At 65.6% G+C, this 19,771-nt stretch carries 19 protein-coding genes; 11 read left to right on the top strand and 8 right to left on the bottom strand.

Translation table 11 applies throughout. The features are described from left to right. Window positions 1-4: 4 nt before the first annotated feature. From F0185_RS25930 to F0185_RS25940, 3 genes are read right to left on the bottom strand one after another with little or no spacing between them, the layout of a single operon-like run. The gene (locus F0185_RS25930) at window positions 5-859 is read right to left on the bottom strand and encodes a cyanophycinase (protein WP_167229390.1); all 855 of its coding nucleotides are present in this window, start codon (window positions 857-859) and stop codon (window positions 5-7) included. Beyond that, window positions 856-1,866, bottom strand: coding sequence for a methyltransferase (locus F0185_RS25935; protein WP_167229392.1), 1,011 nt, complete (start codon window positions 1,864-1,866; stop codon window positions 856-858). The genes F0185_RS25930 and F0185_RS25935 overlap by 4 nt, the downstream gene beginning before the upstream one ends. 23 nt (window positions 1,867-1,889) lie before the next feature. Beyond that, on the bottom strand, window positions 1,890-3,368 hold the full coding sequence (locus tag F0185_RS25940) for an iron-containing redox enzyme family protein (protein ID WP_229477189.1): 1,479 nt from the start codon (window positions 3,366-3,368) through the stop codon (window positions 1,890-1,892). Window positions 3,369-3,709: 341 nt separating this feature from the next. Between F0185_RS25940 and F0185_RS25945 the strand changes: the two genes are divergently transcribed. Next, a complete protein-coding gene (locus tag F0185_RS25945) occupies window positions 3,710-4,240 on the top strand; it encodes a hypothetical protein (RefSeq protein ID WP_167229394.1) in 531 nt (176 codons plus the stop codon). Between the two features lie 121 nt (window positions 4,241-4,361). Beyond that, window positions 4,362-5,621, top strand: a complete 1,260-nt coding sequence (locus F0185_RS25950; RefSeq protein ID WP_167229396.1) for a DUF2268 domain-containing protein — start codon at window positions 4,362-4,364, stop codon at window positions 5,619-5,621. Between the two features lie 7 nt (window positions 5,622-5,628). Here F0185_RS25950 and F0185_RS25955 read toward each other — a convergent pair whose 3' ends face one another. After that, window positions 5,629-6,156 carry a hypothetical protein gene (locus tag F0185_RS25955; protein WP_167229398.1) on the bottom strand — a complete coding sequence of 176 codons (528 nt, stop codon included), beginning with the start codon at window positions 6,154-6,156 and terminating at the stop codon, window positions 5,629-5,631. Then, complete coding sequence (locus F0185_RS25960; RefSeq protein WP_167229400.1) at window positions 6,153-6,794, bottom strand: TetR/AcrR family transcriptional regulator; 642 nt, start codon at window positions 6,792-6,794, stop codon at window positions 6,153-6,155. Before F0185_RS25960 ends, F0185_RS25955 begins: the two co-directional genes overlap by 4 nt. Window positions 6,795-6,887: 93 nt before the next feature. On the opposite strand from F0185_RS25960, the gene F0185_RS25965 reads away from it, so the two are divergent. Together F0185_RS25965 and ribB are read left to right on the top strand one after the other, a co-directional pair. Further along, on the top strand, window positions 6,888-8,075 hold the full coding sequence (locus tag F0185_RS25965; RefSeq protein ID WP_229477190.1) for an arabinose transporter: 1,188 nt from the start codon (window positions 6,888-6,890) through the stop codon (window positions 8,073-8,075). Window positions 8,076-8,111: 36 nt separating this feature from the next. Beyond that, complete coding sequence (gene ribB / locus F0185_RS25970) at window positions 8,112-8,756, top strand: 3,4-dihydroxy-2-butanone-4-phosphate synthase (protein ID WP_167229404.1); 645 nt, start codon at window positions 8,112-8,114, stop codon at window positions 8,754-8,756. Window positions 8,757-8,826: 70 nt separating this feature from the next. Here ribB and F0185_RS25975 read toward each other — a convergent pair whose 3' ends face one another. From F0185_RS25975 to F0185_RS25985, 3 genes are all read right to left on the bottom strand, one after another. After that, window positions 8,827-10,419, bottom strand: coding sequence for a GGDEF domain-containing protein (locus F0185_RS25975; protein WP_167229406.1), 1,593 nt, complete (start codon window positions 10,417-10,419; stop codon window positions 8,827-8,829). A 321-nt stretch (window positions 10,420-10,740) separates the two neighbouring features. Beyond that, window positions 10,741-11,292, bottom strand: coding sequence for an RNA 2'-phosphotransferase (locus tag F0185_RS25980; RefSeq protein WP_167229408.1), 552 nt, complete (start codon window positions 11,290-11,292; stop codon window positions 10,741-10,743). A gap of 135 nt (window positions 11,293-11,427) precedes the next feature. Then, on the bottom strand, window positions 11,428-12,093 hold the full coding sequence (locus F0185_RS25985; protein ID WP_167229410.1) for an NUDIX hydrolase: 666 nt from the start codon (window positions 12,091-12,093) through the stop codon (window positions 11,428-11,430). A 164-nt stretch (window positions 12,094-12,257) separates the two neighbouring features. Here F0185_RS25985 and F0185_RS25990 point away from each other — a divergent pair, with 164 nt between their 5' ends. The 7 genes from F0185_RS25990 to F0185_RS26020 are packed head-to-tail and all read left to right on the top strand — an operon-like array spanning window position 12,258 to window position 19,667. Further along, window positions 12,258-13,148, top strand: coding sequence for a cysteine hydrolase family protein (locus F0185_RS25990; RefSeq protein WP_167229412.1), 891 nt, complete (start codon window positions 12,258-12,260; stop codon window positions 13,146-13,148). A gap of 43 nt (window positions 13,149-13,191) precedes the next feature. Then, window positions 13,192-14,382, top strand: coding sequence for a nicotinate phosphoribosyltransferase (pncB, locus tag F0185_RS25995; RefSeq protein WP_167229414.1), 1,191 nt, complete (start codon window positions 13,192-13,194; stop codon window positions 14,380-14,382). A gap of 24 nt (window positions 14,383-14,406) precedes the next feature. Beyond that, on the top strand, window positions 14,407-16,104 hold the full coding sequence (locus tag F0185_RS26000; RefSeq protein WP_167229416.1) for an NAD+ synthase: 1,698 nt from the start codon (window positions 14,407-14,409) through the stop codon (window positions 16,102-16,104). Window positions 16,105-16,109: 5 nt separating this feature from the next. Next, on the top strand, window positions 16,110-17,168 hold the full coding sequence (locus tag F0185_RS26005; protein WP_167229418.1) for a bifunctional nicotinamide-nucleotide adenylyltransferase/Nudix hydroxylase: 1,059 nt from the start codon (window positions 16,110-16,112) through the stop codon (window positions 17,166-17,168). Beyond that, entirely contained in the window at window positions 17,165-18,091 is a 927-nt protein-coding gene (locus tag F0185_RS26010; protein WP_167229420.1) for an ADP-ribosylglycohydrolase family protein, read from the top strand. Before F0185_RS26005 ends, F0185_RS26010 begins: the two co-directional genes overlap by 4 nt. Continuing rightward, window positions 18,088-18,651 (top strand): nicotinamide riboside transporter PnuC, encoded by a 564-nt coding sequence (gene pnuC / locus F0185_RS26015; protein WP_167229422.1) that lies wholly within the window; start codon window positions 18,088-18,090, stop codon window positions 18,649-18,651. Before F0185_RS26010 ends, pnuC begins: the two co-directional genes overlap by 4 nt. Beyond that, a complete protein-coding gene (locus F0185_RS26020) occupies window positions 18,648-19,667 on the top strand; it encodes an AAA family ATPase (RefSeq protein ID WP_167229424.1) in 1,020 nt (339 codons plus the stop codon). Before pnuC ends, F0185_RS26020 begins: the two co-directional genes overlap by 4 nt. Window positions 19,668-19,771: the final 104 nt, after the last annotated feature.

Genomic DNA, 19,771 nt, shown 5'->3' on the forward strand with positions numbered 1-19,771 from the left:
ATATCTAGTTGATGTTGGTAACGATATGGATAAAGTCGGCCAGCGCGGCCGGCGTGGCGCCGTCGCCGCGCGCGCCATAACGCGAACCTGATGGCAGCAGGTGCAGGCGCACATCCACCATTTCGGGCACGCTGCGGTTGCGGATGTCAGCCACGTTCGAGACCATGTGGCGCCCGTCGATCACGGTGACCGCGCCGGCGCCCAGGATTTCGATGCCGCCGCCGGCTTCGATCAACAGCGCCGTGTCTTCGTCGATGCCCACGCCCAGCAGGTAGGGGTTCTGCGCCACCACCGTCAACAGGCGCGCAAGGCGCTGGCGCTGCGAAAAGTGCTGGTCGATCACCACGCGCTGCACGAAGCCGATGCCGGCGCCCAGGCTGACCGCGCCTTTTTCCGGATGCAGCTCGGCTTTGCCGTCGGCCAGCATGTGCGCGGACATGGCCGACGCGCCCGCGCTGGTGCCGGCGATGCAGGCGCCCCGCGCGAGCGCCGCGTGCAGTGCCTCGTCCAGCCGGGTCCCTCCGATCAGCGCCAGCAGGCGTTTCTGGTCGCCGCCGGTGATGAAGACGCCGTCCGCCTGCGCCAGGTCGGCCGCCATGGCGGCGTCGTTCGCTTCAAGGCGGCTGGCCACGCGCAGCTCGCTGCGGCGCGCTACGCCCATGCCGCCGAACGCGCAATCGTAGATGGCCCACATTTTTTCGGGCACGCGGCTGGCGGCCGTGAGCACCACGATGCGCTTGTCCGGCCCGCCGCACAGGGCGACGAAGCGTTCCAGTACCTGCATGTCGTCTTCGCGGTCTTCGCCGCCGCCGATGATCAACAGGCTGCCGCGCCGGGTGCCGGATGCCGGCTCGCTCATGCGGCGCCAAGCGGGCGCGTGGCGCACAGCCACACCGCCGCGATCCGGTCCGCGTAGGCATACGGGGTTTCGTCGAGTTCTTCGCCAAAGACGTCGGGGTCGATTTCGTCGTAAGTCCAGTGGAAACCGGCCGCGCGCAGGCGCGGTTCGACCGCCTGGCGGAACGGGTCGGCGCTGGCCACGATAGCCGCGCCCGTGTACAGCATCAAGGCGCCGCCGGGCGCGAGGCGCTTGATCGCTTCGTCCACGATCGCCACCGACAGCGCCGCGCCCAGGTCGCCGCCGCCGTGGCGGTAGGCGCGCTGTTCGCGGTCGATCAGGTAGGGCGGGTTGGCGACGATCAGGTCGAACTGGCCGTCGACCTGCGATAGCAGGTTGCTGTTCGTCGGCACCAGGTTGGTCACGCCGGCGATGCGGGCGTTGACGTCGGCCAGCACCAGCGCGGCCGGGTTGATGTCGACCGCGAACACGCTGGCGTCGGGATGGGCCAGCGCGATCGTGATCGCGCCAGGCCCGGCGCCGCAGCCGATGTCCGCCGCGCGCCGCACGGGCAGGCTGCGCGCCGCCAGCGAAGCGCGCAGCGCGCGCACGAAGCGGTAGGTGTCGGGGCCGAAGAAGACGGCGTCGGCCGCGCTGGTGGGGTAGGCCGAGTGCAGGTACAACTGGCCGTCCAGCGTCGAGGCGCGCAGCACGCTGCGCAGCATGCCGTTATCGTGGTTGAGTACCTCGCCCTGGTGCAGCAGTTCCATCAGGGTGGGGTTGACCACGGCCGGCTTGAAGGGGCGGCTCCAGCCGAAAATGCCGGCCAGGTCGTGCGCCCAGCCATTAGCCAGGCGCGCGTTGACGCGGCTGTGGGTGAGCGGGGTGACGGTGGTAAATACGTAGCCGTGCTGCTTCAGGCCGCAGCCGAGCGCATACAGCGCGGCGCGGCGCTCGTCGCCGGCGATGCCGATCGGCGGCGCCTGGTCGAGCCGGTGGCCGTCGATGGAGATAATGGAGGCGCTCATACGGGTCCTGTCGGTCAAGCCGGTCATCCGAGCAAGCGCACGAACATGCGCGTTGCCATCAGGCCGGTGGGAGTGTGGTGGCGGGCCGGCGACATATGCGCGGTCAACAGCTTCATGGCGGCGCTGGTCGACGGCGCCAGCGCGACGGCTTGTTCGAGCTTGCGCAACTGGTCGTTTTCGGCTTCGTGCTCGCCGGCCTGGCCGGCGTACGGGTAGCGGATCAGGGCACGCGCGCCATGGACCTTGGGCGCCGCGTTGCGGGCCGGGGCCTGGGCGCGCTGGCGCGCGCGGAACGAGGCCACGCGCGGCGCGGGGCTGGCGCTGTCGCCGTCCTGCGCGGGGCTGGCGATCCAGTCGGCCAGCACCTGCAATTCGTAGCTCGAGAACACGCCGAACATCTCGGCATGGTCGCCTTGCAGCAGGCCCCAGAAACGGCTTTCGTTCGGGGCGGCGCCGCGCTTGATCCAGCCGGTGGTTTGAAACGCGCGCAGCAAGGTGGGGATTTGCTGCGGATCGGCCAGCCAGGCGTTGATGGTCTTGCCGGCCACGCGGCAGTAATCGCTGTGCATGTTTTGTCCGACCACGGCCTTGGCCGCGAGGATGCGCACCAGTTCTTCTTCCAGGTCGAAGGAGGCGATCACGGAAGCGGTATGTTCGCCCAGTTCATTGAGCTTGTAGCCTTCGCGCACGCGGCGATAGAATTCGGCCGGGTTGGCGGCGCGCGCGATCACGCGTTGCAATGCCTCGACGGCGTCGCGCGCGTGCCCGGTCGAGCCATTGTCGACCGTGATATGCAGGGTGAAGTAGTAGGGGTCGATGCCCAGTTCGTTCAATTCGTAGGCGGTGATGAGCAGGTGCAGCGGCAGCTGTTCGTAGCCGAGGTTATAGCCGATCATCTCGGGCAAGAAGGCGTCGCCCGCATAGGCCAGCGCCAGTTGCAGCGCGCCCTGGGTGAAGTGGGCGCCGTCAAGGTCATCCCACTCGGCGCAACCATGGTTGTCGAGCAGGCGCTGGTACAGCGTGACGTGGTTCTTGTCCGGCAGGCCGTCCCCGAGTTCTTCGACATAGGTCTTGACCAGCGGGCGGAAGTCGTTCTCTTGCCAGCGTTGCAGGGTGCCGTACAGCCAGGCGCCGTCCACCAGTTTGGTCGGGGCCACGCAGCGCAGGAAGTACAGCGCGTGCGACTTGTTGGTGAAGAAGCGGCGCGGAGCGCCGTCGCGGCGGCCGGCCAGGTAGTGCTGGTACTCGGCCCCGATGGCCGCGCCGCGCGGCGCGATCCAGCCATCCAGGCCGGCCGGGGTGTCGGGCAGGTCGCACGGGTGCGCGGCGGCGCGCGCCAGTTGGCCGACCAGGTAAGCCTGGGCGTCGGCCTCGGCGCCGGCGGGCAGGTCGGCCTGGGAGAGCGTATCGTACAGTGCGCGGCAGCTGGCGGCGGCGGGCGCGCCGGGGCGCGGGGCGTCGAAGTGCGGCGGGACGAACACGGTGCTTTGCATGCTGGTCATGGGTGCGGGCGATCAGTTTTCGAGAGAGGCCTCATTATCGCCGTGGCCCGGCGCGCCTCGTATCGGTGACCAAGCTGTGCTTGGGTAGGACAACGATTACGCGGGGCCGGCCCCGGCCTGGAAAATCATGGCACGCGCGGCTGCTGTGCGGCGCCGCATCCAGCCCGCATTGCGCGCCCCACTTACACTGTTGGTTAGTCGTCGAATTCGACCTCTTGTGTATCCTTGCGAACAGACAACGCACCAGACTCGGCGTAGACTGTTTCACATGGCCGCTTTGCGGCCTCTTACCGGAGTGCTCAATGTCAGTGTCCGAAATTATTGCGACTCATCAACTTGAGTTGCGCCCACGAAAACATGCCGGCAATCCCGCCATCCGCAGCATGCCGCGCGTGGTTCCTCAGGATGGCGTGACCTTGCGCGACGCTTTGCGCGCACGTTGCGAGGAAGCGCTGTTGCGCTGTTCGGCCCAGTCGGCGGGCATCAGTATTTTCGATAACAACGACCTCGACGAACTGACCTGGGCCGCCACCGCCGGCGCGCTGGCGCCGTACGAAGGGCGCCGCTTTCCGCGCTCGAACAGTCCGTGCGGGCTGTGCTTTTCGTACCGGAGTACTCAGTTGTTTGTCCGGCCGCATCAGTATTTCCATTGGATGGCCGAGAACAACGTCCACATCAACGAAGCGCTGGTGACGCCCCTGATCGGCCAGTTCGGCGCGTTCTACGGCACCATCTGGGTGATGAGCCATGACGATATGGATATCCACTTCAACCGCGACGACGCCGATACCCTCGCCGACCTGAGTCGTGGATTGGCCAGCACCATCCGCCTTAACGATATCGGTCCCGACCGGGACGGGCGCGTCGTCTAACGCGTCGTCTAACGCATCGTTTAAGCAAGCCGCTCCTTCCTTCCCGCAGCCTGTCGCACGGCCCTCCCGGCGCGCGCGCGGCGCTGTCATACTGGACGCCTTTTTACATCAAGGCTCCTTCATGAAAAAAATCGCGCTCCTTCATGCCATCGTGCTTGCCTCGGCGCTGGCCGGCCCTGCGCACGGCCAGGGTTCGGGGCGCGCCTGGGCCAGCGCGGCCGAGGTGGCGCGCGACGAGAACAAGCCGCAGGCCGCGCTCGAGGCTTACCGGAAGGCGGCGCAAAGCGGTTACGCCAGCATGGTGATGGACTATAAATATGCGGCCACCGCCGCCCGGCTCGGGCGCACGGAGCAGGCGCTCGGCATCCTCGGGCAGGCCGTCGCCAGTCGCCAGTTCCGCTTGCTCGACGAGTTGGCGCAGGAGGACGATTTTGCCGCGCTGCGCGTCGATCCGCGCTGGGCCAGCATTGTCGCGAGCGCCAGCGCGAACGAGCGCGCCTACCGCGCCGCCCATGCCAGCCCGGAAGAGTTCCGCGTCATTAGCAGCGATATCGCGCGGTTCTGGACCGTGTATGACAAGCTGGACGGCGCTGCCGATCCGGGCGCCTTGCTCGAGCGCGAATACCTGGACGGCGGCAGCGTCGGCTTGCACGGTTTTGTCCACATGCGCATCAACAATGGCGCCAGCCTGTACCGCCGCATCAGCAAGCACGCGCAATATTACCGCGCCATCCGCGCCAATACCTTGCGCGCAGCCTCGTTCGAACCGCTGATCCGCGCGGACATGCGGCGCTTCAAGGCGCTGTATCCGCAGGCGATGTTCCCGGATATTTACTTTGTGATCGGACGCCTGAGCGCCGGCGGCACCGCCTCCACCGACGGCCTGTTGATCGGCACCGAGATGTACGGACGCGGCCCGGACGTGCCGACGGGCGAGCTGGACGCCTGGTTGCAGGCGGGCACGTCGACTATCGACACCTTGCCGGCGATCGTCACGCACGAGCTGATGCATTTCCAGCAGCGGCTCGATCCGCAAACCCTGCTCGGCCATGCGATCAAGGAAGGGTCGTGCGATTTCCTCGCTTCGTTGGTGACCAAGGGCAAGTTCAACGAAGCGATTTACCGCTATGGCTATGCCAACGAGGCGCAGCTGAAAAAGGAGTTCCTGGCGGCCATGGATGGCGCCGACCTCAAGCGCTGGCTGTACAGCGGCGCGCCGGAAGGCGATCGCCCGGCCGACCTGGGCTACTTCATGGGGTTCCGGATCACCGAGGCGTATTACAAGCAGGCCAGGGACAAGCGCCAGGCCATCGTCGACATGTTGCACATCACCGATTTCAAGCGCTTCCTGCTTGAGAGCGGGTATGCCGGCCAGCCTTGAGGCGCAATCAGGGTTGGCCGAAATCCCAGCTGTACAGATCATAAATCGGGTCGTCGGAGCCCGAAATCGCTGGATCTCCCGCGCAGACATCCATCACCATGCCGCAAGAGAAGTCAGGTGCGGCGCAAAAGAAAAAGCTGATCCGCTCCCTGCTCAGTGCGTTGAATCGATACCATTGCGCGGCGCTGGCCCGCTGTATTTCCATGACGGGTAGATCGGAACTGATGTACTCCTGGTTGGCGTGGTAATTCGGAAAGAAACAATGTAACGCAGGCAGGTCGGGAAGGCTGGCGATTGCCGACAGCGCTTTCTCGTCGATCAAATGGTCACTCTGCGCGTAAAAAGTCTCTTTTTTCATTCTTTCATCGCCGAGCATGGCAATGATTTTTTGAAGAATGTCACTTGAGTCCGGAAAATAGATCGCCTTGACGATCGATGCTCCTGGCGCGCCGCCGCTCTCTTGCGCAAGCAACTGCTTGACATGCCGGCGCTGGGCATTCTGGACGATTTTTATCAGCAGATTTTTGTTATTCATTTGTTCGGTCCCATCGCATGACCCGGCCCGGCACGCAGGTAGCCGTCCAGGGCATCGACGATGCAGCGTTCGATGTCGGCTGGCGCGAAGCGCACCGGCGCGTCCATCACGGCCGCGTGCACCAGCGACTCCATCATGCGCAGCAGGACCCAGGTGGCCAGGTCGAGGTCGGGCTGGCCGATCTCGTCGCGGTGCCTGCCGAGCATGTCCAGGATGCGCTGGAACGAGTTGTTGTCGGCCGCGCTGTCCTGGGCCGGGGTGTCGAAAAACGGAAATTCCTTTTCCAGCACCTTGTGCAACTCCGGCTCGACCTGGTGCGCCACCAGCCAGGCGTGCACCATGGCCGCCAGATGTTCGCGCAGGGTGCGCGCACCGGCGTTGGCCAGCTCCGCATCGATGGCCGCGTACATCTGCGCGCCATGGCGCTCGTGCAGCGCCGTGATCAGTGAATCCTTGTTCGGAAAATACTGGTACACCGAGCCCACGCTCACGCCGGCGCGCGCGGCCACCGCGTTGGTGTTCATGCCGGCGTAACCGCGTTCTTCCAGAATGCGAGCCGTGGCCTGCAAAATTTGCTCGACCATGTGCTGGGAACGTGCCTGGCGCGGCGCTTTGCGGGGCGTGGGAAGAGGGCGCATGCGGTTCCTTGGAATGCGAGTTTTCAATATGAGTAATTGCTCGTATTCTCTCACATCGCGAGCATTTGCTCGTCTTTTATGCGAGGCATCTCCATGCAATCCCCTTCGAATGTCGCGGCCGCTTCGCCGCGCAGCCTGTTTCTTGAATTACTCCCGATAACCCTGACGGTGTTCGTCGGTTTCCTCACGCTGGGGCTGGCGCTGCCGGTGCTGCCGCTGCACCTGCAGTCCGCGTTAAAAATGAGCCCGCTGGTCATCGGGACCGTCATCGCCAGCCAGTTTGCCGCCGCGCTCCTTACGCGCGCCTGGGCCGGCAGCATGGTCGACACGCGCGGCGCCAAGCGCGCCGTGGTCATCGGCCTGGCCCTGGGCGCCTGTTCCGGCCTGGCCTACCTCGCGTCGCTGGGCGCGCCGGCCGGCTATGGCGCGGTGGCCGTCCTGATCGGCGCGCGCCTGCTGCTCGGCTGCGCCGAAAGCCTGGTGGTCACCGGCGCGCTCGGTTGGGGCGTGGGCCTGGCCGGACCGAACAATGCCGGCAAGGTCATGGCCTGGGTCGGCATCGCCATTTATGGCGCGTATGCCGCCGGCGCACCGCTGGGCGTGTTCGTGTACGGCCGTTTCGGCTTTGCCGGCATTGCGCTGGCCAGCGTGATCATTCCCTTGCTGGCGCTGGCCATCGTGGCGCGCGTGCCCGCGCTGGCGCCGTCGCACAAGGCGCGGGTGCCGTTCTATAAAGTGCTGCGCGCGGTGTGGCTGCCGGGCCTCGGGCTGGCGCTCTCGAGCATGGGCTTTTGCGCCATCACCGCCTTCGTGGCGCTGCTGTTCTCCAGCCGCGGATGGGGCGACGCGGCGCTGGCGTTCACCTCCTTCGGCGTCGCCTTCATCGGTGCGCGCCTGCTGTTCGGGCACCTGCCCGATACGCTTGGCGGCGCCAGGGTGGCGCTGGTGTGCGTGCTGATCGAAGCGGCCGGCCAGTTGCTGATGTGGAGTGCGCCGACGGCCTTGCTGGCCTGCCTTGGCGCGGCCATTACCGGATTTGGCTATTCGCTCGCGTTTCCCGGCTTCGGCGTGGAAGCGGTGCGCCGCGCGCCGCCGCAAAGCCGCGCCTCGGCCATGGGAGCTTACGTCGCCTTCCTCGATATCTCGCTGGCCGTCTGCGGGCCGCTGGCCGGCCTGCTTGCCATGCGCTGGGACGTGGGCAGCGTGTACCTGGCCGGCGCGCTGGTGGTGGCGTCATCGGCCCTGGTGGCGCTGCGCCTGATGCTGACCCGTCCCGCCTGACTATTCATTTTTTTCACTGTAACGGAGCCATGACTTATGTTGGACCATATCGATAACTTGCCCGCCAGCGCCCTGGCCAACCGCATCCACGCCGCACTCGAGGCCATGCGCGCCGGCGTGCCCGTGATTTTGATGGACGATCACGACCGCGAAAACGAGGCCGACCTGATCGTCGCCGCCGAGCGCCTGACGGTGGAGACCATGGCGCTGATGATCCGCGAATGCAGCGGCATCGTTTGCCTGTGCCTGCCGCCGGAAACGGTGAGCGCGCTGGCGCTGGCGCCCATGAGCGCGCGCAACGGCAGCCGCCACGGCACGGCCTTCACCGTGTCGATCGAAGCGAAGGAGGGCGTGACGACGGGCGTGTCGGCGTTTGATCGGGTGGCGACGATCCGGGCGGCGATTGCGCCGGGCGCGCGGGCCGGCGACATCGTCAGTCCGGGCCATGTGTTCCCGCTGGCGGCGCGGGCCGGCGGGGTGCTGGCGCGGCGCGGCCACACCGAAGGCTCGGTCGACCTGGCGGTGCTGGCGGGCCTGCGCCCGGCCGCCGTGCTGTGCGAGTTGATGAATGCCGATGGCAGCATGATGCGCGGCGCGCAGATCGAACGCTTCGCGGCGGACCGGGGGATGCCGGTGTTGTCGGTGGCCGATATCGCGGCGTGGCGCGGCGGCGTGGCGTAAGGGTTTTCCCGCCTGCCAGCGAGGGCGGTCAATCGGATCGGGCTACTGCCGCCGCTCGCTCCGGCCTGTCTCAGTCGCCCAGCACGGACGCGCGTTCGCGCCGCGACGACGCCGCCGGCGCGTCCGGGCAGACCCGGTTGCGCCCGGTCGACTTGGCCAGGTACAGGGCTTTGTCGGCCGCTTCGACCAACTGCTTGCTGTCCATGTCCTTGGTCGGCACCAGCGCGTGCACGCCGCAGCTGATGGTGACGATGCCGGCCGGATTGGCCGCGTGCTCGCGCCCGGCCGTCGCGATCGAGCGGCGCACCGCTTCGGCCACCACGATGGCGCCGTACAAGTCGGTATTGGGCAGCAGGATCGCAAACTCTTCGCCGCCCACGCGCGCCGCCAGGTTGCCGGCGCGGCGCCGTCCGGTACGGATGCACTGGCCGATGAACTGCAGGCAGGCGTCGCCGGCCGGGTGGCCGTAGTGATCGTTGTACTTCTTGAAGAAATCGACATCGAGCAGCACCAGCGCCAGCGAGGTGCCGTCGCGCACGGCGCGGTTGAATTCGGCGTCGAGGCGGGCGTCGAACAGGCGCCGGTTGGCGATCCCGGTCAGGCCATCGTTACGCGCCAGCAGCTTGAGCGAGCGGTTCTTGGTCACCAGCGCCAGCTGGGCGTTGCGCAGTTGTTCTTCGAGCTCGTCGCGCAAGGTCACTTGGCGGAACAGGCGCACGCCCATCCAGCACAGGATCAGCAGCAGGATCACCACCCACGCCGTCGAGAGGTAGGCGTTGGCCCACCAGTTCGACAGCGTTTCGTCGGTCGACAGGCCCACCGCCACGAACAGCGGATAGCGCCGCAGCTGGCGCAAGCTGTACATGCGGTCGGCCGCGTCCATGTCGACCGGGATGGCGACCGCTCCGATCGTGCGGCGCTCGCGCCACTGCTTGAACAAGGGTTCGCTCGCGATCGAGCCGCCGATCTGCTCTTGCAGGTAGGGGCGGCGCATGACCAGCGCGCCCTGGTCGGTGGCGAGGGTGATGTTGCCATGCGCGCCAATGTCGAAACTGTCGTAAAACGTGCGGAAAAAACCCAGTTGAACCGTGGCCAGGGCCACGCCGGCAAAACTGCCGTCCGGGTTTTCCAGGCGGCGCGACACCGGCAGCACCCAGGTATCGGTGGAACGGCTGCGCACGGGCGGGCCGACGTGCGCCAGCTTGTCCTTGTGCGTCTGGTGATAGATGAAGTATTCGCGGTCGGCGTTGTTGAGCGCCGGTACCGGGGCGCGCAGCGAGTGCAGCGCCCAGTCGCCCTTGGCGTTGTAAATATACATGCCCTGCAGCGAAGGCGTGCGGCTGGCATGGTCGATCAGTTGCAGGTGCAGCCGCTCGCCGTAGTGGGTGATGCCGTCATGCTGCACGCTTTCGACTACGCCGGCCAGGATGGTGTCGACCAGCTCGATGGTGCTGTCGGCGTGATCGGCCAGGGCGCGCGCCGTGTTGGCCGTGGCCGCGGCGCTCTGCGCCAGCTGGGTTTCGCGCGCGCTGTAAATGCTCCAGCCTTGCACCGCCACCAGCGAAATGCAGACGACGAACAGGAACGAGGCGGCAATGGCGATCAGCGGCCGCTTTTTGCCATCAAGTTCTGCAACGGGCGATAACTGCTTTTCAGCTTTCATGGCGGTGGAGGTCGCGTTCGAAAAGAATCTGGGGGCGCGCTGGCCCGGGTTAGTGCAGGGATCCGCACGAAGGTGGTACGGGTGGATTGAATCGCAACATGGCGCCTGTACTCACATCGTCGTTGCCTGCGCAAGGCAAGGTGGCCTTGGGTGGCCGGATGCATGCGGTGATTGAATAATAGAGCGGCCATTCTACCTTAGCCCATGCGAACTGGAATCAAATATTTATTAGAAGAATGCTTGTCTGTTGTTTCACAAAGCGAATCCCAGGGATGCCTTGCCCATTCTCAGGGCTGCGCGGTAAGTTTCCTCAGAGGAAAATCAAGGGAAGGCGATAAAGCGCTTGTCCACCGGCCCGGTCAGCCACACACCGTTGGCCGAAAGAAAAAACAGCTGGCCTTGCTCATGCAGGGCAAGGGCGTTGATCGTCAGCACCACCGGCACGCCGTGGCGCCGGCCGACGCTGACGGCGGTGGCGGTATCGGCCGACAGGTGCACATGGTGACGGGTGCCGGGAATGAGGCCTTGGTCGCGGATCGAGGCGGTAAAGCGCGAGGCGGTGCCATGGTACAGCACGTCCGGCGGCGTGACGGGCGCCAGTTCGAGGTCGACGCCTTTGACCGAATGGCCTTGGTTGGCGCGGATGCGCTTGCCGTCGTCGCTGATGGTGAAGCGCTTTTTATCGTTGTCGGCAACGACTGCTTCGAGCAGTTTGCGGTTGATTTTGGTGCCATGCTTGGCGGCGCCGGCGAGCAGTTCGTCGATGTCGGCCCAACCGTTTTCATCGAGCTTGAGCTTGATGGTGGCAGGGCTGTGGCGCAGGATCAGGGACAGGAATTTACTGACTTTGACAGTTTGGTTGGAATCTATCATCAATTTATCGATGGATCTTTTCTGTTTTTATGGTTGTTCATGCGCCGTCATTATACGTGACGGCAATGCAAGGATAGCAAGATAATAAGCGCATGCGTGTTGCATGAAACGCAAATTGGACTGCGTGGACGGGGTTCACAGGCCGCGTTCGAGCACGGTGAGGGTTTTCCTGACTGCCGCTTTCAAGCGGTACAGCTGGGCCGGGCGGTGGGCGCCGGCCGCTTCGAACTGGCCGTCGACCGGGTCGAGTATGTCCATCTCGCTCATTTTACGTCGAAAACTGACCTTGTTCAGGGTTTCTCCGAGCAGCAGCTCATAGAGCCGCTGCAATTGCGGCAGGGTGAAGGTGTCGCCGGCCAGGAAGCAGGGCAGCGAGGAATACTGGCTTTTGTTGCGCAGGCGTTCGAGCGCGGTGTCGATCATCGCCCTGTGGTCGAACGGCAGCGTGCCCAGCTGCGACACGGGCACCACATGCACCGCCGCGTCCTTGCGCGCCGCCAGCAGCGGGTACGGCACCAGTGCGTAGTGCGCCACCGACAAGGACCAGCCGCGCGGATCGCGCGTCGCGCCCGAGAACGTGGCCAGTTGCTCCAGGTAGGGTGCGACGATGCCGGTTTTGTTCTTGATGACACGCATGGCCGCGTCGTGGGCGCACAGGTCGTCTTGCGGATGCACATAGCCGCCGGGAATGGCCAGCGCACCCTGGAATGGCTCATGCTCGCGCCGCAACAGCACCGCCGCCAGTTCCTCGCCCAGCAGCGTGAGCAGCACGACATCGACGGTGCAGATGACCGCGCTCATGCTGACCGCGTCAACTGGGAGTTGCTCAAAATTAACATCGCCGACATGGCTTTCTCCTTCATCTGGTCAAGCCGGCTGGCGGCTGAACAAATTATTGCATAGTTAGTTGCAAAAGTAAATTAAGTAGCTTATGCTTGTCGTACTGTACTCACAAGGACAAGCAAATGAAACGCAAGCTGCACCTGCTCGTGATCGATCCGCAAAACGATTTCTGCGATTTGCCGGCTGACTATCTGCCGTCGCCGGTGGGCGTCAAGGCAGCGCCGGCAGTGCCAGCGCTGCCGGTGCTGCCTGCACTGCCGGTCTCCGGCGCGCATGCCGACATGCTGCGCGTGGCCGAGCTGATTCGCCAGGGTCGGGATGGGCTGTCCGCGATCAGCATCACGCTCGATTCGCACCACCGCTTCGACATCGCCCACAGTTCGTTCTGGATGGATGCGGGGCAGGGCGCGGTCACCCCGTTCACGCAGATCACGGCGGCGGACGTGCGCCAGGGCAAGTACCTGCCGCGCAAAGCCAGTGCCCTGCCGCGCGTGCTGGCTTATCTTGACGCGCTGGAGGCGGCCGGGCGCTACACCCTGATGGCCTGGCCGGTGCACTGCGAGATCGGCTCCTGGGGCCACAACGTGCATGCCGACGTGCGCGCGGCCTATAACGCGTGGGAAGAGCGCACGCTGGGCATGGTGAACAAGATCAGCAAGGGCAGCAATCCCTGGACCGAGCACTATTCGGCGGTGCAGGCCGAAGTGCCCGACGCCGACGACGACAGCACCCAGGTCAACCAGGCCTTCCTGGCGCTGCTGCGCGGGTCCGACCAGGTATATATCACCGGTGAAGCGGGCAGCCACTGCGTGCGCGCCACCACCGAGCATATCGTCGCCAACTGGGACCCGCGCCAGTTGTCGCAACTGGTGCTGCTGACCGACTGCATGAGCCCCGTGACCGGCTTCGACGCGCAGTACGACGACTTTGTGCGCGACATGCGTGCGCGCGGCCTGCGGATTGCGCAGGCCGCCGATATCGTGCCCGAGCTGCTTGCCAACGCGCGCCGCTAAGCTCTTATCCCTTTTTCTTCTGACGCGCGCCGACGCGAACCATATGACCCCGATTGTCCATAGCCTGCTCGAAACCGACCTGTATAAATTCACGATGTGGCAGGCCCTGTTGCACCGCCACCCGGCCGCCCAGGCCGAATATGCCTTCACCTGCCGCAACGTGCCGGCCTATCCGCTGGCCGAACTGAAGGCCGACGTCGAGCGCGAACTCGATCATCTGTGTTCGCTCTCGTTCAAGCCGGAAGAAATCGCCTACCTGCGCGGCCTGCGCTTCATCAAGAGCGACTTTGCCGATTTCCTCACCGTGTTCCGCTTCCAGCGCCATTTCCTGAGCGTGGAAACCGATGGCGAGGAACTGCAGATTCGCGCCACCGGGCCGCAGGTGCACGTGATGGGCTTCGAAATCTATGTCCTGTACATCGTCAACGAGCTGTATTTCCGCCGTTTCGACCAGGAGGCGGCGCTGGCCGAAGGGCGCAAGCGCCTGCAAGCGAAGATCGCCCTGCTGCGCGGCCTGGCCAGCGAGCCGGCCAGGCGCCATCCGTTCGAGTTTTTCGACTTCGGCGTGCGCCGCCGTTTTTCCGGCGCCTGGCATGAGGAAGTCGTCGCCACCCTGGCGCGCGAAGTGCCGGTCTACTTCAAGGGCACCTCGAACGTGTATTTTGCGATGAAGTACAAGCTGGTGCCGATCGGGACCATGGCGCACGAATACCTGCAAAGCTTCCAGTCGTTCGGCGTGCGCCTGCGCGACTTCCAGAAGGCCGCGCTGGAAGACTGGGTGCAGGAGTATCGCGGCGACCTCGGTACCGCGCTGACCGACGTGGTGGGCATGGATGCGTTCTTGGGCGACTTCGACCTGTATTTCGCCAAGCTCTTCGACGGCTTGCGCCACGATTCGGGCGATCCGGTGGTGTGGGGCGAAAAAGCGCTGGCGCATTACGCCAAGCTGCGCCTGGACGCGCATACGCGGCGCTTGGTGTTCTCCGACGGTCTCGACCTGCCGACCGCGTTTTCGCTGTACCGCCACTTCGCCGACCGCACCATGACCGGCTTCGGCATCGGCACCAACCTGTCGAACGACGTCGGCATCACGCCGCTCAATATCGTCATGAAGCTCATGAGCTGCAACGGCCAGCCGGTGGCCAAGCTGTCCGACTCCAAGGGCAAAACGCTGTGCAAGGACGAGACCTTCCTGGCTTACCTGCGCCAGGTGTTCAATCACCCTTCCGCCTGACAAGCGGGCAATCGAAAGTACCCGATGCTCAAAATCGCCATCGCCCAATTGAACCCGACCGTCGGGGATATCGACGGCAACAGCGGCGCCATCATCGCGGCCATGCGGCGCGCGGCGGGGCAGGGCGCCGACCTGGCCGTTTTCACCGAGCTGGTCCTGTGCGGCTACTATCCGGGCGACCTGCTGGAAGAACCGGCCTTCCTGGCCCGCATGGCCGCTGGCCTGGAGCGCGTGCTGGACGCATCGCGCGCCTTGCCCGGACTGGTCTCGGTGGTCGGCGCCGTGCGCGCCAACGACGGCCCCGGCAAACCGCTGTTTAACGCCTTGCTGGCCATCCGCGACGGCGTCATCGTCGCCGAATACTACAAGCAGCTATTGCCGACATACGGCGTGTTCGACGACCGCCGCCACTTCGAACCGGGGCCGGAAGGCGCCTGCGTGCTGCAGGTCGGCGCGCACCGCGTCGGCTTCTTGATCTGCGAAGACGGCTGGAACCACGAAGGGCGCGATTACAAGGTCAATCCCTTCACCGCGCTGCGCGAGGCGCGGCCCGACCTGGTGGTGAGCATCAACGCCAGCCCGTCCGATATCGGCAAGCGCGAACTGCGCCACGCGCTGTTTCGCACGGCCTCGGTCCACAACGAACTGCCGATTTTGTATGTGAACCAGGTCGGCGGGCAGGACCAGCTGGTGTACGACGGCGCCTCGTTCGCGGTATCGCCCTCGCAGGGCATCGTGTTCGAAGCGCAGCGCTTTTGCGAAGACTTCCAGGTGATCGGCTTCGCGCAGGGCCGCTTCAGCGCATTTGACGGCTTTGCGCTGGCCGCGCCAAGTGCCGGGGGCTTGCCGGTGGCCGAATTCGCGCGCCGCCAGATCGTGCTCGGCTTGCAGGATTATGCGCGCCGCTGCGGCTTTGCCAAGGTGGTGGTGGGCTCGTCGGGCGGCATCGACTCGGCCCTGACCCTGGCGCTGGCGGTCGATGCGCTGGGGCCGGAAAACGTGATCGCGGTGACCATGCCGTCGGCGTTTTCGAGCGAAGGCTCGGTCAGCGACTCGGTGGCGCTGTGCGCCAACCTTGGCATTACCTTGTACACGCACCCGATCCTGGACCTGGTCGAGCAGTACGGCGCCGGTTTCGACCGTGCCTTCGACCAGCCCTTGCAAGGCCTGCCGCTCGAAAACCTGCAGGCGCGCGTGCGCGGCACCATCCTGATGGCGTACTCGAATGCGTCCGGCGCCTTGCTGCTCACGACCGGCAACAAGAGCGAAATCTCGGTCGGCTACTGCACCTTGTATGGCGACACCAACGGCGGCCTCGGCCTGATCGGCGACCTGTACAAAACCGAGGTGTACGCCTTGTCGCGCCATGTGAACCAGCGCGCCGGGCGCGAGCTCATTCCCGAGGCGGTGCTGAGCAAGCCGCCGTCGGCCGAACTGGCGCCCGGCCAGCAGGATACCGACAGCCTGCCCGAGTACGAGGTGCTCGACGAGATCCTCAAGTGGCACATCGAAGGACGCCGCCTGCCGGTGGCCGAAGCGGCGCTGGCCGAGCAGTTTGTCGCCGGTCTTGTGGCCGGCGCCACCGGCGCGGCGCTGGTCAGGCGCATCCACGGCATGGTCGCGCGTAACGAATACAAACGGCGCCAGGCGCCTCCGATTATCCGGGTGCGTTCGCGCGCCTTTGGCAGCGGCCGTCAATTGCCGATTGCCGCTTACTATTGAACCCCATGAACACACAAACCAACCAAACCTCCACCGACGTCGCCGTCCTGATCGGCCGCTTCCAGCCTTTCCACCGAGGGCACGTCGTCCTGCTCCAGCGCGCGCTGGTGAGCGCGCCGCATGTGGTGCTGGTGCTGGGCTCCTCGTTCCAGGCGCGCAATGCGAAAAATCCGTTTACGTGGGAGGAGCGCGCCGCGATGATCGGCGCCACCCTGACCGAGCAAGACCGGGCGCGCGTCAGTTTCGTGGCCGTGCGCGACTACTACGACGATTCCCTGTGGTCGGCGGCGGTGCGCAAGGCGGTCGCCCAAAGTGCACCAAGTGCCGCGCACGTGGCCCTGGTGGGCCACTTCAAGGATGCGTCGAGCTACTACCTGAATCACTTCCCGAAATGGGAAAACATCGTCGTCGAATCGGAACGCGCCATCGACGCCACCTGCGTACGACGCGTGTTCTTCGAAGCCGAAGACCTCGACATCTCGCTCAGCGTGCTCGACGACATGGTGCCGCACGCGGTGCGCCAGTACCTGAAAGCCTGGGCGCTGCTGCCGCATTACCCGGCGCTGGTGGAAGAACACCGCCGCATCGTGGCCTACAAAACGGCCTGGAAAAGCGCGCCGTACCCGCCCATCTTCACCACCGCCGACGCGGTGGTGGTCAGTGGCGGCAATGTGCTCCTGATCCGCCGTGGCGGTTTTCCGGGAAAAGGGCAGTGGGCCGTTCCCGGCGGCTTTGTGGAACAGCGCGAACGCCTGCTGCACGCCGCCATTCGCGAACTGGCCGAGGAAACCAAGCTGGCGCTGCTCGGCACCACATTGGAAGGCATGCTGGTCGACGTCAAGGTGTTCGACCATCCCGACCGCAGCCAGCGTGGCCGCACCATCACCCACGCCCATTTTTTCGACCTGCAAACCGAGAACCTGCCGCCGGTGGAAGCGTCGGACGACGCCTCGCACGCGGCCTGGATTCCCATCGTGGAGCTGGCCGGCATGGAAGACCAGTTCTTCGAGGACCACTTCCACATTCTCGACTCGTTCCTGTCGCTGAGCGAGGAACTGGCATGAGCAGTACGCGCGACCGCTATCGGGGCAGCTTGCTGGGACTGGCCTGCGGCGACGCCGTCGGCACCACCGTGGAGTTTTCGCCGCGCGGCTCGTTCGCCCCGGTGACCGACATGACGGGCGGCGGACCGTTCAGGCTCAAGGCGGGCCAGTGGACCGACGATACGTCGATGGCGCTGTGCCTGGCCGAGAGCTTCCTGACCAAGGGCGAATTCGACCCGCTGGACCAGATCAACCGCTACCGCAACTGGTGCCAGTGGGGTTACCTGAGCTCGACCGGGACCTGTTTCGACATCGGCATGACGGTGCAGGATGCCTTGTCGCGTTTTTCGGTCAGCGGCAATCCGTACAGCGGCTCGACCAATCCGCGCAGCGCCGGCAACGGCTCGCTGATGCGGCTCGTTCCCGCGGTGCTGTTCGCGTATCCCGACCGCGCGCGCGTGTCGCAGCATGCCGCCGACAGTTCGCGCACCACGCACGGCGCGCCGGAAGCGGTACAGGCCTGCCAGCTGTTCGCCGGCATCCTGAGCGCGGCGCTGGACGGCCAGCCCAAGGAAGCGCTGCTGGCCAACGCCGGCTTTGCGCCGACCGAGCCGACACTGGCGGCCATGGCGACGGGCGCCTTTCTCGACAAGGCCGACAGCGATATCCAGGGCACCGGCTATGCGGTCGATTCGCTGGAAGCGGCGCTGTGGTGCTTCTTCCATACCGACAGTTACGAAGCCGCGGTCCTGCGTGCGACCAACCTGGGCGACGACGCTGACACCACGGCCGCCATCAGCGGCCAGCTTGCAGGCGCCTTCTACGGCGTGCAGGGCATCCCGGCGCGCTGGCTCGACCAGATCAGCATGCGCGCCGAGATCGACGACATGGCCTGCCGCCTGTTCGACCGTTTTCACCCTGTGAATTGCGAAAGCATGGCGTGATCGGCGCGCTTGAAATCGCGGCCAACGTGGGGGCCAGCGCCGCCATCCTGCTGGCCGGGCGCAACAGCGTGCACACCTGGTGGACCGGCATCATCGGCTGCGCCTTGTTCGGCGTCTTGTTCTACCAGTCCAATTTGTATGCCGACGTGGCGCTGCAAGGCTTCTTCATCGTATCGAGCATCGTCGGATGGATGCAGTGGCGGCGCGGGGAGCAGGGCAGTGAACTGCCGATCACCCACGCCAGCGTCAGGTCGCTGGCCTGGCTCGTTCCGGCCGGCGTGGGCGCGACCGCCGCCTACGGGGCGCTGCTGCACTACTTTACCAATGCCTACGCGCCGTTCATCGATTCGGCGGTGCTGGTGTTCAGCGTCGTGGCGCAGTTGCTGCTGATGCGGCGCAAGGTGGAGAACTGGGCGTTCTGGATTCTGGTGAACACGGTCGCCGTACCCTTGTACGCCAGTCGTGGCCTGTACCTGACCGCGTTCCTGTACGCCTGCTATTGGGTCAACGCGATCGTGTCGTGGCTGTGGTGGCGCCGCCTGGCGCGCAAGGCGCCATGAGCGGGCCTGCCGGGCAGTGGCGGCGCGGCCTCGTGGTCGGCAAATTCTGCCCGCTGCACCGTGGCCACATGCTGGTGATCGACAGCGCGCTGGCCGCCTGCGACGAGGTGGTCGTGATCAGCTACACCAAGCCGGAATTCGCCGGTTGCGGCGCGGCGCTGCGCGAGGCGTGGCTGCGCGCGCTGTACCCGCAGGTGCGCTTGCTGGTGTTAGGCGACGACCGCGTGCCCGACAACGACGCGCCCGACGCGGTGCAGCGCGATTTCTGCGCCTCGCTGTGCCTGGACGTGCTGGGCGTAACGGTCGATGCCGTCTTTACCAGCGAAGACTACGGCGACGGCTTCGCCCGCTCGCTGAGCGCCTTTTTCGATGCGCGGCGCGGGCCTGGCGCACAGGTAGCACATGTCTCGGTGGACCGTGCGCGCGCGCTGGTTCCGGTGTCCGGGACGGCGATCCGCGCCGATCCGCACGCCATGCGCGCGTTTTTGCATCCGCTGGTGTACGCCAGTTTTGTGCGCAAGGTGTGCCTGCTCGGCGGCGAGTCGAGCGGCAAGACCACGCTTGCCGCCGCGCTGGCGCAGGCCTTGGGCAGCGTCTGGGCGCCGGAATTCGGCCGTGAACTGTGGATCGGGAAGGATGGCGCGCTGGTGTTCGACGACATGCTGGCGATCGGGCAGGCCCAGTTGGCGCGCGAGCAGGCCTTGCTGGCGCGCGCCACGCGCTGGCTGGTGTGCGATACCAGCCCGCTGACCACCCTGTTCTATAGTGGGGCGATGTTCGGCCGGGCCGATCCGGCCCTGGCCACGCTGGCCACGCAAGGGTACGACGTGACGCTGCTGTGCGCACCCGACTTCGATTTCGTCCAGGACGGCACGCGCCAGGACGCGCTCTTTCGCCAGCGCCAGCACGCGTGGTACGTCGCCGAACTGACGCGGCGCGCGCTGCCTTTCACCATCGTGCACGGCCCGCTCGCGCAACGCGTGCGCCAGGCGCTGGACGTGCTCGCTACCGCATAAATCGTCCCGCTGGGCTGCCTTTTCATTTCTTTTTGGCGATTGCGCCACGGCCTGGCGGATTCCGCTCGGCACGCGCTCATACTTTTGGTATCATTTTTTAACTA

This window comes from Massilia rubra, assembly GCF_011682065.1.
In the GTDB taxonomy this organism is placed as follows: Bacteria; Pseudomonadota; Gammaproteobacteria; order Burkholderiales; family Burkholderiaceae_D; genus Telluria_A; species Telluria_A rubra.

Bases quoted from the DNA above. Each gene is read 5' to 3' on its own strand.
- F0185_RS25930 (WP_167229390.1), bottom strand. From the start codon at position 859: ATGAGCGAGCCGGCATCCGGCACCCGGCGCGGCAGCCTGTTGATCATC.
- F0185_RS25935 (WP_167229392.1), bottom strand. From the start codon at position 1,866: ATGAGCGCCTCCATTATCTCCATCGACGGCCACCGGCTCGACCAGGCG.
- F0185_RS25940 (WP_229477189.1), bottom strand. From the start codon at position 3,368: ATGACCAGCATGCAAAGCACCGTGTTCGTCCCGCCGCACTTCGACGCC.
- F0185_RS25950 (WP_167229396.1), top strand. From the start codon at position 4,362: ATGAAAAAAATCGCGCTCCTTCATGCCATCGTGCTTGCCTCGGCGCTG.
- F0185_RS25955 (WP_167229398.1), bottom strand. From the start codon at position 6,156: ATGAATAACAAAAATCTGCTGATAAAAATCGTCCAGAATGCCCAGCGC.
- F0185_RS25960 (WP_167229400.1), bottom strand. From the start codon at position 6,794: ATGCGCCCTCTTCCCACGCCCCGCAAAGCGCCGCGCCAGGCACGTTCC.
- F0185_RS25965 (WP_229477190.1), top strand. From the start codon at position 6,888: ATGCAATCCCCTTCGAATGTCGCGGCCGCTTCGCCGCGCAGCCTGTTT.
- ribB (WP_167229404.1), top strand. From the start codon at position 8,112: ATGTTGGACCATATCGATAACTTGCCCGCCAGCGCCCTGGCCAACCGC.
- F0185_RS25975 (WP_167229406.1), bottom strand. From the start codon at position 10,419: ATGAAAGCTGAAAAGCAGTTATCGCCCGTTGCAGAACTTGATGGCAAA.
- F0185_RS25980 (WP_167229408.1), bottom strand. From the start codon at position 11,292: ATGATAGATTCCAACCAAACTGTCAAAGTCAGTAAATTCCTGTCCCTG.
- F0185_RS25985 (WP_167229410.1), bottom strand. From the start codon at position 12,093: ATGAGCGCGGTCATCTGCACCGTCGATGTCGTGCTGCTCACGCTGCTG.
- F0185_RS25990 (WP_167229412.1), top strand. From the start codon at position 12,258: ATGAAACGCAAGCTGCACCTGCTCGTGATCGATCCGCAAAACGATTTC.
- pncB (WP_167229414.1), top strand. From the start codon at position 13,192: ATGACCCCGATTGTCCATAGCCTGCTCGAAACCGACCTGTATAAATTC.
- F0185_RS26000 (WP_167229416.1), top strand. From the start codon at position 14,407: ATGCTCAAAATCGCCATCGCCCAATTGAACCCGACCGTCGGGGATATC.
- F0185_RS26005 (WP_167229418.1), top strand. From the start codon at position 16,110: ATGAACACACAAACCAACCAAACCTCCACCGACGTCGCCGTCCTGATC.
- F0185_RS26010 (WP_167229420.1), top strand. From the start codon at position 17,165: ATGAGCAGTACGCGCGACCGCTATCGGGGCAGCTTGCTGGGACTGGCC.
- F0185_RS26020 (WP_167229424.1), top strand. From the start codon at position 18,648: ATGAGCGGGCCTGCCGGGCAGTGGCGGCGCGGCCTCGTGGTCGGCAAA.